The sequence below is a fragment of the Aureimonas phyllosphaerae genome, assembly GCF_047943035.1.
Classification (GTDB): domain Bacteria; phylum Pseudomonadota; class Alphaproteobacteria; order Rhizobiales; family Rhizobiaceae; genus Aureimonas; species Aureimonas phyllosphaerae.
Window position 1 is genome coordinate 3740300 of the sequence record NZ_CP181348.1, and the last position, 12008, is coordinate 3752307.

Below are 12008 nucleotides of genomic sequence, written 5' to 3' on the forward strand. Positions count from 1 at the left end.
AACAGGCTAGAAGCGGCTCGAAGCGCATCAGCACCGGACCATTCCATGACCCGCATCGTCTACGTCAACGGCGCGTATCGCCCGGAAGCCGAAGCCAAGGTCTCGGTCTTCGATCGAGGCTTCCTGTTCGCCGATGCGGTCTACGAGGTGACGGCGGTGATCGGTGGCAAGCTGATCGATTTTCCCGGCCATTGCGCACGCCTGCGCCGGTCGCTCGCGGAACTCGGCCTGCCCTCGCCCGCGACCGACGACGAGATCCTCGCCATCCACCGTGAACTCGTCTCGCGCAACGGGCTGGAGCTCGGGCACGTCTACCTCATGGTCACGCGCGGCGAGGCGGACCGCGACTTCGTCTTTCCGAAAGTCGACACGCCGCCGAGCTTCGTCCTGTTCACGCAGCGCCGCGACGCGATCGAGACCCGCGAGGCCGAACAGGGCCTCAAGGTCGCCTCCGTACCCGACCTTCGCTGGGGCCGGCGCGACATCAAGACGGTGCAGCTTCTCTATCCGTCGATGGCCAAGATGGAGGCCAAGCGGAAGGGCAAGGACGATGCCTGGTTCGTCGAGAACGGCACCGTCACCGAGGGGACCAGCAACAACGCCTATATCGTCACCCACGAGGGCGCGATCCGCACCCGCGCGCTCGGTCACGACATCCTGCACGGCATCACCCGCGCGGCGCTTCTGAAGGTCGCCGGCGAACTCGGGCTTCATGTCGAGGAACGGCCGTTCACAATCGAGGAGGCGCAGGGCGCGCGCGAGGCCTTCGTCACCTCGGCCGGGGCGTTCGTGACGCCTGTGGTCGAGATCGACGACGTCGCGGTCGGCGACGGTCGGCCGGGCCCGATCGCTCGCCGCCTGCGCGCCGCCTATCTCGACGTCGCGATCGCAGAGGCCCTTTGAACGCAGCGTCTCGACGGCGACCCGTCCGTTGCGTAAGAGCCTGCCCCATCGTTTTCGCGTCCCCGATCGAAGGGAAAACCGCATGAGCACTCGCGACATCGTCTTCATCGCCCTATTCGCCGCCCTGATGGCGGTTCTGGGAACCTTCCCGGCGCTGCAGGTGCCGCTGATCAACGTCCCCATCACCGCGCAGTCGATGGGCGTGATGCTCGCAGGCGGCATCCTCGGCGCCCGCCGCGGCACGCTCGCGATCCTCCTGTTCATCGTGATCGTGCTCGCCGGACTGCCGCTCCTGTCGGGCGGGCGCGGCGGCCTTGCGGTGCTTGCCGGGCCGACGGTCGGCTTCTTCCTCGGCTGGCTGCCGGCGGCCTTCGTCACCGGCCTTCTGACCGAACGGTTCATGCCGAAGCTGAACTTCGTCACCGCCTTCCTCGCAGCGGTGGCCGGCGGTATCGTGGTTCTCTACGCCTGCGGCATTCCCGGCATCTCGCTGGTCACCGGCACTCCGCTCCTGACGGCCGCCAAGGGCTCGCTCGCCTTCATTCCGGGCGATCTCGTCAAGGCGGGACTGGCCGCCGCGATCATCGTGACGGTGTCGAAGGCCTACCCGCTGATCGAGACGCGCACCGCCCGCCGCGCGGGATGATCGAGCTTTCGGGCGTCGCCCTCGATCGCGCGGGGCGGCGCGTCCTGTCCGGGCTCGACCTTCGCCTGACGGAGCGCCGGATCGGCGTCGTCGGCGCCAACGGCTCGGGCAAGTCGAGCTTCGTGCGCCTTCTCAACGGCTTGCTGAAGCCGAGCGAAGGCGTGGTGCGGGTCTTCGGCATCGACACGGCCGCCGATCCGAAAGCGGCGCGCCGGGCGGTCGGTTTCCTCTTTCAGAACCCCGATCATCAGATCGTCTATCCCGGCGTCGCGGAAGACCTCGCCTTCGGGCTGAAGAACCGCGACCTGCCGAAGCGCGAGATCGCCCCCCGCGTCGACGCCGCGCTCGTCCGCTTCGGCCTCGCCGGCTTCGGCGAGCGTCTGGTGCACGAGTTGTCGGGCGGCGAGCGGCAGCTCGTTGCGCTTGCCGGCATCATGGTGCTCGAGCCGCGCCTTCTCGTGCTCGACGAACCGACGACGCTTCTCGACCTGCGTAACACGCGGCGGGTCATGGCTGCGGTGGAAGCCGCCGACACACCGGTCGTCATGGTGACGCACGACCTCGCATTGCTCGAAGGCTTCGACCGGGTGCTGGTGTTCGAGGCGGGCCGCCTCGTCTGCGACGGGCCACCGCGGGATGCCCTCGACGCCTACCGACGGATCGCGAGCGCATGATCGCCGATCTCTACCGGCCGGGAGCGTCCGCGCTGCACCGGGCGCCGGCCGGCGCGAAGCTCGCGGGGCTTGCGGCGATCGGCACGGGCCTTTTCGTCATCCCGAGTCTGCCGTTGTCCTCGCTTGCCTTCGCGGCGGCACTCGCAGCGATCGGCGCGGCCGGCCTCGGCTGGCGCTTTGCGGCGCGTTCCGTGCGCGCCGCCTTGCCCGTCGTGCTTCTCGTCGCCGCCGTGCAGGCTTGGTTCGCGGGCTGGCACGAGGCGGCGCTCTACGGGGTGCGACTTGCGGCCCTCCTGCTCCTCGCCGGGCTCGTCACCGCGACGACCCGCCCCTCCGCCATCGCCGAGACGATCGCGTGGCTCCTCCGGCCCCTCCGGGTGATCGGCGTCGATCCCGCCCGTGTCGGCCTCGCCTTCGGTCTTGCCGTCCGCTTCGTCCCGGTGCTTGCCAGCGTCGCGGCCGACATTCGCGAGGCGCAGGCCGCGCGCGGGCTCGATCGCTCCGTCTTCGCGCTGGCCGTGCCGCTGACGCTGCGCACCCTGCGGATGGCCGACGAGATCGCCGAGGCGATCGACGCGCGTAGCTGACGCGCTGCAGCAATTTCACCCCTTCGACCGCTTGACCCTGCAACCCGTTCGACCGACCTTGGCCCCATGACTTCGATTCGATCTCTCTGCGTTTATTGCGGCTCCTCTTCGGGCCGCGATCCCATCTACCGCGAGTCCGCCGAGGCGCTCGGCACCGCCATGGGCCGCGCCGGCATGCATCTCGTCTATGGCGGCGGCACGCGCGGCATCATGGGCGCGGTGTCCGATGCCGTGATCGCCGCGGGCGGGCGCGTCACCGGCATCATCCCGCGCTTCCTGATCGACATGGAGGCGACCGAGTCCGAGCTGAAGCGGCTGGACGAGCTGGTGATCACGCAGGACATGCATGAGCGCAAGCACCTGATGTTCGAGCGCGCCGACGCCTTCGTCGCGCTACCCGGCGGCATCGGGACGCTCGAGGAACTCGTCGAGATCATGACGTGGAGCCAGCTCGGCCGTCACGCCAAGCCGATCGCGATCGCCAACATCAACGGGTTCTGGGAGCCGTTCGCCGCCCTCCTCGACCACATGCGCGATGCGGGCTTCATCCACACGGCCCACATGGTGAAGCCGATCGTGGTGGACCGGATCGAGGACCTCCTGCCCGCCCTGGAGGCGGCGGCCCCGAAGCGCGCGAGCGAGGGCGTCGCCGAAGTGATCGAGAAGCTCTAACGGCCCGTCAGCGCGCGGGCTCGGCGGCCAGGGTCTCTGCGGCCGCCACCCGGCGGCCGCGGACGATCGAGTAGCTGTAGAGCGCGAGCGCGGTCCAGATGCAGCCGAAGGCGACGGCCTGCCAGACGCCGAAGGGCTCCCCAAAGACGAAGATCGCGGTCAGCGTGATCAGGGTCGGGGCGATGTACTGGAGGAGGCCGACCGTCGTGTAGCGCAGAAGGCGCGCGGCGGCCGAGAAAAGGATCATCGGCACGGCCGTGACGACACCGGTGCCGACGAGAAGCGCGGTCTCCGTGGTGCCGACCCCGAAATGACCGCCCCCGGCCCGCACCAGCCAGATGGCCATGGCAAGCGCCGGCAGGAACAGGATCGTCACTTCAAGGAAGAAGCCTTCCGTCGCCCCGATCTTCACGGTCTTGCGCAGAAGACCGTAGGAGGCGAACGAGAGCGCGAGCGCGAGCGACACCCAAGGCAGGCCGCCGCTTTCGATCGTCAGAACGATCACGCCGGCCGCCGCGATGCCGACGGCGATCGTCTGCAACCGCGTCAGCCGCTCGCGCAGGAAGACGGCGGCCATCACGACGTTGATCAGCGGGTTGATGTAGTAGCCGAGCGCCGCATCAAGGCCGTGCCCCGTCGCGATCGCCCAGACATAGACGCCCCAGTTCACCGAGATCAGGAGCGCGGTGAGGACGAGCGTTCCGAACACACGCGGGCTGCGCGCGGCCCGCAGACCGGCGAGGCCGGTGCCGAAGGCGAGGATGCCGAGCGTCAGCACCCACGACCACAGGACGCGCTGCGCCATGACCTCCATTGAGGGGACATGCGCCAGCGCCTTCATGTAGAGCGGCAGGACGAGGCCCCAGATCGAATAAGCGGCGATGCCGTAGGCGTAACCGCTGGCGGGCTCGGCGGAGGCGTTGGGCATGGCGCGACACTCGGCATCCGGAAACGTGCCCCGCTTCTAGCAACCCGCAACCATCACCGCACCTTAGTTTCTCTGATGGCTGCCATTCGTTTCCCTGATGCGACGCTGGGCCGCGTCAGGGATGCCGAGCGTCTCCCGGCGCCTCGCCCGGCATCTCGCGATCGGGGTGCTGACAGGAGACGATATCGGCAAGATAGCTGTCGCCGTCCGCATCCTCGACGCTGCTCCGGACCGGCAGGTGCGCGATGCCGTCGACATAGGGCAGCTTGCCCTCGATGCCGAACTGGATCTGCGGAGCCAATTGGGACGGGTCGTCGAAGGCGCCGATGGCGAGCGCCGCGCCGTCCGGCGCTTCGTAGGTCAGCGGCGTTCCGCAGTCCGGGCAGAAGCCGCGCAGGACGTGATTGGACGAGCGGAAGCGCTTCGGCTCACGCTTCGTCCAGACGATCTCGGCCTGGCCGAGGTTGACGAGCGGAGCGTAGAGGCCGCCGAACGCCTTCTGGCACATGCGGCAATGGCAGACGGACGCGCGTCCGAGCTTGCCATGAATGCGGAAGCGGACGGCGCCGCACTGGCACCCACCCGTGTGTGACGGCTCGGCTTGCAGGGTCATGATCGCGCGCTCCTTCCCGGCTGGACGTGCCCCTGGTTATGGGGCGTGAACCGGTCGGTGGCGAGGATCAGACGGTCCAGCGTGCCGGGCTCGGAATAGGCGTGGCCCGCGTCCTCGACGATCTGGAGTTCGGAGCCGGGCCATGCCTTGTGAAGATCCCAGGCGGTCTTCGGCGGCGTGACGACGTCGTAGCGGCCCTGCACGATGACGCCGGGAATGCCCGCCAGACGTCCGGCGTCGCGGATCAACTGGCCTTCCTCCAGCCAGAGGTCGTGGACGAAGAAGTGGTTCTCGATCCGGGCGAAGGCGATGGCGTGGTCGCTCGCGCCGAAACCTCCCGCGACGTCATGGAGCGTGCGCATGGACACGGTGCGCCCTTCCCAGTCGGTCCAGGCGCGGGCCGCTCGCGATCGCACGTTGCGGTCGGGGTCGAGGAGCAGCGGCCGGTAGGCCGCGATCGGGTCGGCCCGGCCGGCCTCGTCGAGCGGCGCGAGGAAGCGCTCCCATTCGTCCGGGAACAGGCGGCTCGCGCCCTCGCGATAGTACCAGTCGAGTTCTTCGCGGCGGCCGGTGAAGATGCCGCGCAGAATCATCTCGCTCACGTGGGCGGGATAGGCTTGCGCGTAGGCCAGTGCCAGCGTCGAGCCCCAGGATCCTCCGAACAGCATGACCTTGCCGAAGCCCGCCATGCGACGCAGGCGCTCGACATCCTCCGCAAGGTGCTGCGTCGTGTTGGCATGGAGCGCGCCGAGCGGCGAAGACCGGCCGCAGCCGCGCTGGTCGAACAGAAGGACGTTGTACTGGTCGGGATCGAAGAGCCGGCGGTGCGACGGGTTGCAGCCGCTGCCCGGCCCCCCGTGCAGGAAGATCACCGGCTTGCCGTCGGGGTTTCCGCACAATTCGAAGTAGAGGATATGCCCGTCGCCGACGTCGAACTGCCCGGTGCGGTAGGGCTGGATCGTCGGATAGAGCTGCCGCCGCGCCTCGCTCAACGCCGGATCTCCCACGTGGTGACGCGCTCGCCCGTCGCGGGGTCCTTGCCGTCCTTGAGGAGAACGCCTTCCGTGGCGAGTTCGTCGCGCAGGGCATCCGCGGCGGAGAAGTCGCGCGCTTTGAGGAGGTCGAGGCGGCGCGCGATCCGCGCGGCGACGTCGGCGCCGAGCGCCTGCTCGCGAACCGGGTCGATGCCGAGGAGGCGCAGCGAGGCGAGCGCCTCGATCGCCCGGCCCTCGTCGAACAGCGCGTGGACGCGCGCGATGGCCGGCGCCAGCGAAAGGTCATCGCAGGCCGCCTCCAAGAACGCATCGTCCGGCACGCTCGCGTCCGCCTTGTCCGCGCCTGCCGCGCGAGCCAGCCGCTCCCACTTGTCGAGCTCGCGCACGGCATCCTCGAGCTTGGCCGCCGTGAAATCAATCGGCTCGCGGTAGTGCGTCTTCAGCATGAGGAGCCGCACGGCCTCGCCCGGCCAACGCCGCCCGCCGACCTTGTCGGTCTCGAGGACGTCCGCGATGGTGACGAAGTTGCCCTCGGACTTCGACATCTTGCGCCCTTCGACCTGCACGAAGCCGTTGTGCATCCACACCTCGGCCATCCGTTCGGTGCCGTGGGCGCAGCAGGACTGGGCGATCTCGTTCTCGTGGTGCGGGAAGATGAGGTCGAGCCCGCCGCCATGGATGTCGAAGGTCTGGCCGAGATAGGCCGCCGACATGACCGAGCACTCGATGTGCCAGCCGGGCCGCCCGCGGCCCCATGGGCTGTCCCAGCCGGGCTCGTTGGCCGCCGACAGCTTCCAAAGAACGAAGTCGGCTGGGTTCCTCTTGTGCGCCTCGACAGCCACGCGCGCGCCGGCCTGCTGGTCCTCCAGCCGCCGATGCGACAGCGCGCCATAGGCCGGCATGGACTGGACGTCGAACAGCACCTCCCCGCCCGCGACATAGGCGTGGCCTTTCTCGATCAGCGTCGCGATCATGCCGATCATGTCGGGCAGGCCGTCGGCGCGCGGCGCGACGAAGGCGGTCGCGCGCGGCTCGACCGTCGGCGGCAGGCAGCCGAGCGCCGCGACGTCCTTGTGGAACTGCGCGGCCGTCTTCTCGGTGACGCGCGCGATGGCGTCGTTCAGCGGCAGGTCGGGAAAGTCGCGCGCGGCCCGCGCGTTGATCTTGTCGTCGACGTCCGTGATGTTGCGGGCGTAGACGACGCGCGTCTCGCCGTAGAGGTGACGCAGCAGGCGGAACAGGACGTCGAAGACGATCACCGGCCGCGCGTTGCCGATATGGGCGAAGTCGTAGACCGTCGGACCGCAGACATACATGCGCACCCGCCGGTCGGCTTCCGCCACGCTGCCCTCGCGCCAGTCGAGCGGCCGGAAGGCCTCCTTTTGGCGCGTCAGCGTGTTGGTGAGGTGCAGGCGATGCGTCTCGTCGGTCATGTCGGTCCTCGGTCCGCCGCCGTCGTGGCAGCGCAGCAGAGCTACAGCCAAACCGGAAACCGTTCAAACCGAGGTGAACCCGCCGCCGCCGTTCAGCTTGTGTTAAGTATTCGTCGCAGTGCCGTTCCTTATTGCGCAATGCAGCATGATGCAATCACGCCACATGTCACGGTGGCAACCATTTGTTAAGTATAGATTCGTCGTCTTTTCAGATTTGCGCCGCTAGAAAGACGCATTCGGACGGCTTTCTTCGGCCCATCACGTCACCACAGGCATGCGGCAATGAACCAGCAGCAATTCAACTTTCGATCCCGCACCGAGCGCGAGCGCGACTCGAAGCTCGTCAGCAATTATCGCGAAATCGGCATCGCAGCGGTGCTCGCGGCGAAGGCCACGCGTCGCAAGGACGAGAGCGGCAAGGCCGCCGCGCAGCGGACCGTCGCGAACGTCAACGCCCGCGACTGATCGAAAAAGCAGGATTTCCGGCGCTGCCGGATCGAGCCGCTCGGAGCCCGCCCCTGCGGCGGGCTCTTCTCGTTTGCGGCTCTGTCAGTGCCGCGAGAGGAAGGCCGCGAGAACGTCGCGCGCCGCCAGAAGGTCCCGCCGGTCGATCATCTCGCACACCGTGTGGATGTAGCGCGTGCCGACCACGATGCCGATCGCGCGGGCACCCGACGCCGCCTGCTGGAGCGAGGCGCCGTCCATGCCGCCGCCGGCGAGGATCGTGCGCTGGCTGGCGATCCCCTCCTCCTTCGCCACCGCCTCGAACTCGCGCACCAGCGCGCCGTCGGCGATGAAGGAGTTGTCCTTCATGTGCAGGCCGAACCCGGCGCCGAGCTCGGTCGTCTTGTCGCGCTCGGGCACGCCCGGCGTGTCGCAGGCGAGCGTCGTGTCGATGCCGATGCCGATATGCGGCTTCAGGTCGTAGGCGACCGTGCGCGCGCCGCGAAGGCCGACCTCCTCTTGCACCGTGAAGGCGACGGTGAGCTGGCACGTGTGGCTGCGGCCGTCCGCCAGCAGCTTGCGCACGACCTCGAGGCCGAGCCAGCAGGCGATGCGGTTGTCGAGCGCCTTCGATACGATGCGCTCGCCCATCTCGACCAGCGGCTCGTCCATCACCACGAAATCGCCGACGCGGACCTTGTCCTTCGCCGCGGCGCCGAGGCCGAGGTCGATGAAGAAGTCGGTCGGCTCGGGCACCTTCTTGCGGTCCTCGGGCGCCGAGATGTGGACCGGCTTGCCCTCGGCCATCATGATCCCGCGATAGTCGCCCTCGTCGGTGCAGACGAGAACACGGCGCGAGAAGAGATTGCGCGGGTCGAAGCCGCCGACCGGCGAGACATGCACGAAGCCCTTGTCGGACACGTGGCTGACGAGGAAGCCGATCTCGTCCATGTGGCAGGCAAGCACGATGCGCTCGGGGTTCTCGCCCTCGCCCTTCCTGGTGCAGACCAGCGAGCCCATCACGTCGGTCTCGATCGTGTCGAAGAGATCGGCGGCTTCCCGGGCGATGAGATCGCGCACGCGATGCTCGTGGCCGGGCACGCCGGGGGTTTCGCACAGCCGCTTCAGAAGATCGATGTTCATGGGGTCCGTCCGTCGGAAGGTTCTGGAAACAACGAAAGCTGGCCGGGGCTCTCGGGCGCCGCGGCTTCCGCCACCCTGTCCTGAACCTCCGGCCCCATGTTGGCAACCGCGTTGACGCGGTCCGACACGGGCACCGTCTCCCAGCCGTCGACGTGTCCGGCATGGAGGAGATCGCGGATGCCGGCGGAGGACTGGCCGGACACGTCGAGCCACCGCTCGAAATCGTCCGGCGCGATCACGACCGGCGCGCGCTCGTGGATGGACGATAGGTGCGGCCCCGCCGCGGCGGTCAGGATCGCGACCGTGTCGATCTCGCTGCCGTCCGCCGCGAGAAAGGTTTCGTGCAGGCCAGCGAACGCGGCGACCTCGCCGGCAGCCAGGCGCACAAGGAAGGGCTGCGGCTTTCCGGCGCCCGCCCGGCGCCATTCGTAGAAGGCCGTGGCGGGCACGAGGCAGCGTCGGTGGCGCAGCGCGCCACGAAAGGACTGGCGCTCGGCGGCCGTCTCCGAGCGGGCGTTGAAGAGGAGGGGCAGGTGCGCGGGATCCTTGGCCCAGCCGGGGATCAATCCCCAGCGCGCGAGGCAGGTCTCGCGCCGGTATCCGCCGCGACCGGGATGGAGCGCCACATGCAGCACCGGCTGCGTCGGGGCGATGTTGAAGCGCGGCGGAAACGGGTCCACCGACACGAGATCGAAAGCCGCCGCCACCGCCTGGGGTGACGCGGTCAGGGCAAAACGTCCGCACATGGCGGCGAGGATGGGCGAGCCGATGCCGCGCGGCAAGTCTTGCCGTCGCGCTACCGTTCGCCCTATCTCCCGCGCCATGAGCCCCCGCCGCCCCCTTCTTGGTGTTTCCGTCTGCCTGCTGCGTGCGGGCGAGGTCTGTCTCGTGCGCCGGGGCCGTGCGCCCTGGGCGGGCGCCTGGAGCCTGCCCGGCGGGCGCGTCGAGTTCGGCGAGCGGCTGGAGAATGCAGCGCGCCGCGAGATGCGCGAGGAGACAGGCGTCGAGCTTGAGGCGATCGAGCTTCTGCGCCTGCACGAGTCGATCGACCCCGATCACGACGCCCATGCCGTGATCGCCGTCTTCCGCTCGCTGGCCGAGTGGAACGGCGCCGCGGTCGAGGCCGCTGACGACGCGGAAGAGGCGCGCTTCTTTCCGGTGACCGACGTGCGCGCGATGGAGGCGGAGGGGCGCACGACGCCGGGGCTCGCCGCGATCGTGGAAGAGGCGGCCGCGCGCTAACCTTAACGCGTGCGAGGCGCGGCCAAGTCCTTCGCGTGTCTTGCATTCACCCCAATCGGCCTGCAAACGTGCCGCATGGCCGTTGCGGACAATTTTCGTCGACTTCTCGGGACCGCTTTCATCGCGCTGGCGCTCGGCAGCGGGGCGGCGTCCGCGCAGGGCGGCAAGCCTCCCGCCGAGGAGACGCCCGCGGCGGAGGAACCGGCCGCCAAGCCCTCCAACGCGCCCTACATGAAGCCGCTGTCGCGCCTTGCCACGGTGCTCGGCTCGCTGCACTTCCTGCGCGGGCTCTGCGGCGATGCCAACGCCGACGTGTGGCGCGAGAAGATGAACGCGATCCTCGAGGCGCAGGCGCCCGGAGAGGCCGACAGGCGAACCCTGGTCTCACATTTCAACCAGGGGTATCGGTCCTTCGAATCGACCTACCGCAAGTGTACCCCGGCTGCGACGGTGGCCGTGGAAAGATATGCCAAGGAAGGTGCCGACCTTTCGCGCGAGATCAGCGCAAGGTACGGAAGTTAACGTTTTGTTCAGAGGGTGGTTTGCGACAGCGACCCGCCTTCCCCGCCCGGAGACCGGCCAGACCGGGCAGCGGAAGAAGGAGTATCCGGCATGATCGATCTGCACGGTTCCGACCTCGACGACATGATCGTCGCCGAAAAGAAGCAGGTCGCGAGCGAATACCACAACGAGGCGTGGGCTGACGGCATCTCCGACGGCATCGAGGCGGACATCCTCGCCGAGACCGCGATGGCGACGGCCGTGACCGAACTCGTGCGCCATCACGGCGAAGCCGAGGTCCTGGACCTCCTCGACGCGCTGCGCCGCCGCGTGGAGTACGGCGAGTTCCGCGCCGTTCGCTCGTTCCAGTAAGGCAGGACGGGCAGCGTCCGCCCGAATGGTGACATGACCCGTTTCCAGCGCGCCCTCCTCGCGTTCACCATCCTCGCCGGTAGCGGGCTCGCCGCCCTGCCGGCCTCCGCGCTCTCGCAGATCACCGGCGAGGACGGCAACGTCCCGCCGGGCCGCGAGGGTATCGTCGCCGTGCCGCTGCCGCCGGTTCCCGGCCAGCCCGCCACGACGCCGGATGACGGCCAGCCGCCTGTGCCGCCTGCAAACGAGGGCGGTGTTCCGGTTGCTCCCAACGCGACCGCGCCCGTGGAGTCGCCGTCCGGCCCGATCGAGACGGCACCCGGCGACGATGCCGTGGTGCCCGACGAGGGCGCCGCGCGCGCGCCGACCGGCGACGTGCCGCCGATCGAGATCGTCTACGGCGACAAGGACCTGCCCCAGCCGGTGCGCGACCTTCGCGCCAAGCTGATCGAGGTCGCCCGCACCGGCGACATCGAACAGCTGCGTCCCTACTTCCAGACGGGGGCCGACCCGACCGTCGTCTCCGCGACGATGCCGGACCAGGATCCCGTCACGACGCTCAAGGAGGCTTCTGGCGACGGCGAAGGCGTCGAGCTCCTCGCGATCCTGCTCGAGACGCTCGAGGCTGGCCATGTCCGCCTCGATCCGGGCGGCGACAACGAGATCTATGTCTGGCCCTACTTCACGCAGGTCGATCTCGGCGCGCTGTCGAAGCCGCAGCTTGTCCAGCTGTTCGAGCTGGTGACGGCAGGTGACTACCAGCGCATGGTCGCCAACGGCTCCTACGACTTCTACCGCGTCGGCATTTCGCCCGAGGGCCGTTTCGAGTTCTTCGTCGACGGCGACTGACCACCT

General features: G+C 68.8%; 16 protein-coding genes. 10 read left to right on the top strand and 6 right to left on the bottom strand.

The window, feature by feature from the left end; translation table 11 throughout:
* The first annotated feature begins 45 nt into the window (after positions 1-45).
* The 5 genes from ACLNGM_RS17835 (at position 46) to ACLNGM_RS17855 (ending at position 3482) form a co-directional block, all read left to right on the top strand.
* Positions 46-903, top strand: coding sequence for a D-amino-acid transaminase (locus ACLNGM_RS17835; RefSeq protein ID WP_416355960.1), 858 nt, complete (start codon positions 46-48; stop codon positions 901-903).
* 82 nt (positions 904-985) lie between these two features.
* The gene (locus ACLNGM_RS17840) at positions 986-1549 is read left to right on the top strand and encodes a biotin transporter BioY (protein ID WP_416355961.1); all 564 of its coding nucleotides are present in this window, start codon (positions 986-988) and stop codon (positions 1547-1549) included.
* Positions 1546-2223, top strand: coding sequence for an energy-coupling factor ABC transporter ATP-binding protein (locus tag ACLNGM_RS17845; protein WP_416355962.1), 678 nt, complete (start codon positions 1546-1548; stop codon positions 2221-2223). The genes ACLNGM_RS17840 and ACLNGM_RS17845 overlap by 4 nt, the downstream gene beginning before the upstream one ends.
* Positions 2220-2810: an energy-coupling factor transporter transmembrane component T family protein gene (locus ACLNGM_RS17850; RefSeq protein WP_416355963.1), complete on the top strand. Its 591-nt coding sequence runs from the start codon at positions 2220-2222 to the stop codon at positions 2808-2810. The genes ACLNGM_RS17845 and ACLNGM_RS17850 overlap by 4 nt, the downstream gene beginning before the upstream one ends.
* 66 nt (positions 2811-2876) lie before the next feature.
* Positions 2877-3482 carry a TIGR00730 family Rossman fold protein gene (locus ACLNGM_RS17855; RefSeq protein ID WP_090958108.1) on the top strand — a complete coding sequence of 202 codons (606 nt, stop codon included), beginning with the start codon at positions 2877-2879 and terminating at the stop codon, positions 3480-3482.
* Positions 3483-3489: 7 nt separating this feature from the next.
* Here ACLNGM_RS17855 and rarD read toward each other — a convergent pair whose 3' ends face one another.
* From rarD to cysS, 4 genes are all read right to left on the bottom strand, one after another.
* The gene (gene rarD / locus ACLNGM_RS17860) at positions 3490-4410 is read right to left on the bottom strand and encodes an EamA family transporter RarD (RefSeq protein ID WP_416355964.1); all 921 of its coding nucleotides are present in this window, start codon (positions 4408-4410) and stop codon (positions 3490-3492) included.
* Between the two features lie 115 nt (positions 4411-4525).
* Positions 4526-5023, bottom strand: a complete 498-nt coding sequence (locus tag ACLNGM_RS17865) for a GFA family protein (protein WP_416355965.1) — start codon at positions 5021-5023, stop codon at positions 4526-4528.
* Entirely contained in the window at positions 5020-6015 is a 996-nt protein-coding gene (pip, locus tag ACLNGM_RS17870) for a prolyl aminopeptidase (RefSeq protein ID WP_416355966.1), read from the bottom strand. Before pip ends, ACLNGM_RS17865 begins: the two co-directional genes overlap by 4 nt.
* On the bottom strand, positions 6012-7451 hold the full coding sequence (gene cysS / locus ACLNGM_RS17875) for a cysteine--tRNA ligase (protein WP_416355967.1): 1440 nt from the start codon (positions 7449-7451) through the stop codon (positions 6012-6014). The genes pip and cysS overlap by 4 nt, the downstream gene beginning before the upstream one ends.
* Before the next feature lie 282 nt (positions 7452-7733).
* On the opposite strand from cysS, the gene ACLNGM_RS17880 reads away from it, so the two are divergent.
* Positions 7734-7916: a hypothetical protein gene (locus ACLNGM_RS17880; protein WP_090958114.1), complete on the top strand. Its 183-nt coding sequence runs from the start codon at positions 7734-7736 to the stop codon at positions 7914-7916.
* An 84-nt stretch (positions 7917-8000) separates the two neighbouring features.
* On the opposite strand, the gene ACLNGM_RS17885 is transcribed toward ACLNGM_RS17880, so the two are convergent.
* The gene (locus tag ACLNGM_RS17885) at positions 8001-9038 is read right to left on the bottom strand and encodes a M42 family metallopeptidase (RefSeq protein ID WP_416355968.1); all 1038 of its coding nucleotides are present in this window, start codon (positions 9036-9038) and stop codon (positions 8001-8003) included.
* The gene (locus tag ACLNGM_RS17890; protein WP_416358482.1) at positions 9035-9784 is read right to left on the bottom strand and encodes an SOS response-associated peptidase; all 750 of its coding nucleotides are present in this window, start codon (positions 9782-9784) and stop codon (positions 9035-9037) included. Before ACLNGM_RS17890 ends, ACLNGM_RS17885 begins: the two co-directional genes overlap by 4 nt.
* A gap of 76 nt (positions 9785-9860) precedes the next feature.
* Between ACLNGM_RS17890 and ACLNGM_RS17895 the strand changes: the two genes are divergently transcribed.
* The 4 genes from ACLNGM_RS17895 to ACLNGM_RS17910 all read left to right on the top strand — a co-directional run bounded on the left by ACLNGM_RS17895 (position 9861) and on the right by ACLNGM_RS17910 (position 12002).
* A complete protein-coding gene (locus ACLNGM_RS17895) occupies positions 9861-10280 on the top strand; it encodes an NUDIX domain-containing protein (RefSeq protein ID WP_416355969.1) in 420 nt (139 codons plus the stop codon).
* Positions 10281-10355: 75 nt separating this feature from the next.
* Entirely contained in the window at positions 10356-10802 is a 447-nt protein-coding gene (locus tag ACLNGM_RS17900; protein WP_416355970.1) for a TIGR02301 family protein, read from the top strand.
* Between the two features lie 90 nt (positions 10803-10892).
* Complete coding sequence (locus tag ACLNGM_RS17905; protein ID WP_090958123.1) at positions 10893-11153, top strand: hypothetical protein; 261 nt, start codon at positions 10893-10895, stop codon at positions 11151-11153.
* A 33-nt stretch (positions 11154-11186) separates the two neighbouring features.
* Positions 11187-12002 carry a hypothetical protein gene (locus ACLNGM_RS17910; RefSeq protein WP_416355971.1) on the top strand — a complete coding sequence of 272 codons (816 nt, stop codon included), beginning with the start codon at positions 11187-11189 and terminating at the stop codon, positions 12000-12002.
* Positions 12003-12008 lie beyond the last annotated feature (6 nt).

What these genes read in the sequence shown, in the direction of transcription:
- ACLNGM_RS17840 (WP_416355961.1), top strand. Translation starts at nt 986, where the DNA reads ATGAGCACTCGCGACATCGTCTTCATCGCCCTATTCGCCGCCCTGATG.
- ACLNGM_RS17855 (WP_090958108.1), top strand. Translation starts at nt 2,877, where the DNA reads ATGACTTCGATTCGATCTCTCTGCGTTTATTGCGGCTCCTCTTCGGGC.
- ACLNGM_RS17900 (WP_416355970.1), top strand. Translation starts at nt 10,356, where the DNA reads ATGGCCGTTGCGGACAATTTTCGTCGACTTCTCGGGACCGCTTTCATC.
- ACLNGM_RS17905 (WP_090958123.1), top strand. Translation starts at nt 10,893, where the DNA reads ATGATCGATCTGCACGGTTCCGACCTCGACGACATGATCGTCGCCGAA.
- rarD (WP_416355964.1), bottom strand. Translation starts at nt 4,410, where the DNA reads ATGCCCAACGCCTCCGCCGAGCCCGCCAGCGGTTACGCCTACGGCATC.
- ACLNGM_RS17895 (WP_416355969.1), top strand. Translation starts at nt 9,861, where the DNA reads ATGAGCCCCCGCCGCCCCCTTCTTGGTGTTTCCGTCTGCCTGCTGCGT.
- ACLNGM_RS17910 (WP_416355971.1), top strand. Translation starts at nt 11,187, where the DNA reads ATGACCCGTTTCCAGCGCGCCCTCCTCGCGTTCACCATCCTCGCCGGT.
- ACLNGM_RS17845 (WP_416355962.1), top strand. Translation starts at nt 1,546, where the DNA reads ATGATCGAGCTTTCGGGCGTCGCCCTCGATCGCGCGGGGCGGCGCGTC.
- ACLNGM_RS17835 (WP_416355960.1), top strand. Translation starts at nt 46, where the DNA reads ATGACCCGCATCGTCTACGTCAACGGCGCGTATCGCCCGGAAGCCGAA.
- ACLNGM_RS17890 (WP_416358482.1), bottom strand. Translation starts at nt 9,784, where the DNA reads ATGTGCGGACGTTTTGCCCTGACCGCGTCACCCCAGGCGGTGGCGGCG.
- ACLNGM_RS17880 (WP_090958114.1), top strand. Translation starts at nt 7,734, where the DNA reads ATGAACCAGCAGCAATTCAACTTTCGATCCCGCACCGAGCGCGAGCGC.
- ACLNGM_RS17865 (WP_416355965.1), bottom strand. Translation starts at nt 5,023, where the DNA reads ATGACCCTGCAAGCCGAGCCGTCACACACGGGTGGGTGCCAGTGCGGC.
- ACLNGM_RS17850 (WP_416355963.1), top strand. Translation starts at nt 2,220, where the DNA reads ATGATCGCCGATCTCTACCGGCCGGGAGCGTCCGCGCTGCACCGGGCG.
- ACLNGM_RS17885 (WP_416355968.1), bottom strand. Translation starts at nt 9,038, where the DNA reads ATGAACATCGATCTTCTGAAGCGGCTGTGCGAAACCCCCGGCGTGCCC.
- cysS (WP_416355967.1), bottom strand. Translation starts at nt 7,451, where the DNA reads ATGACCGACGAGACGCATCGCCTGCACCTCACCAACACGCTGACGCGC.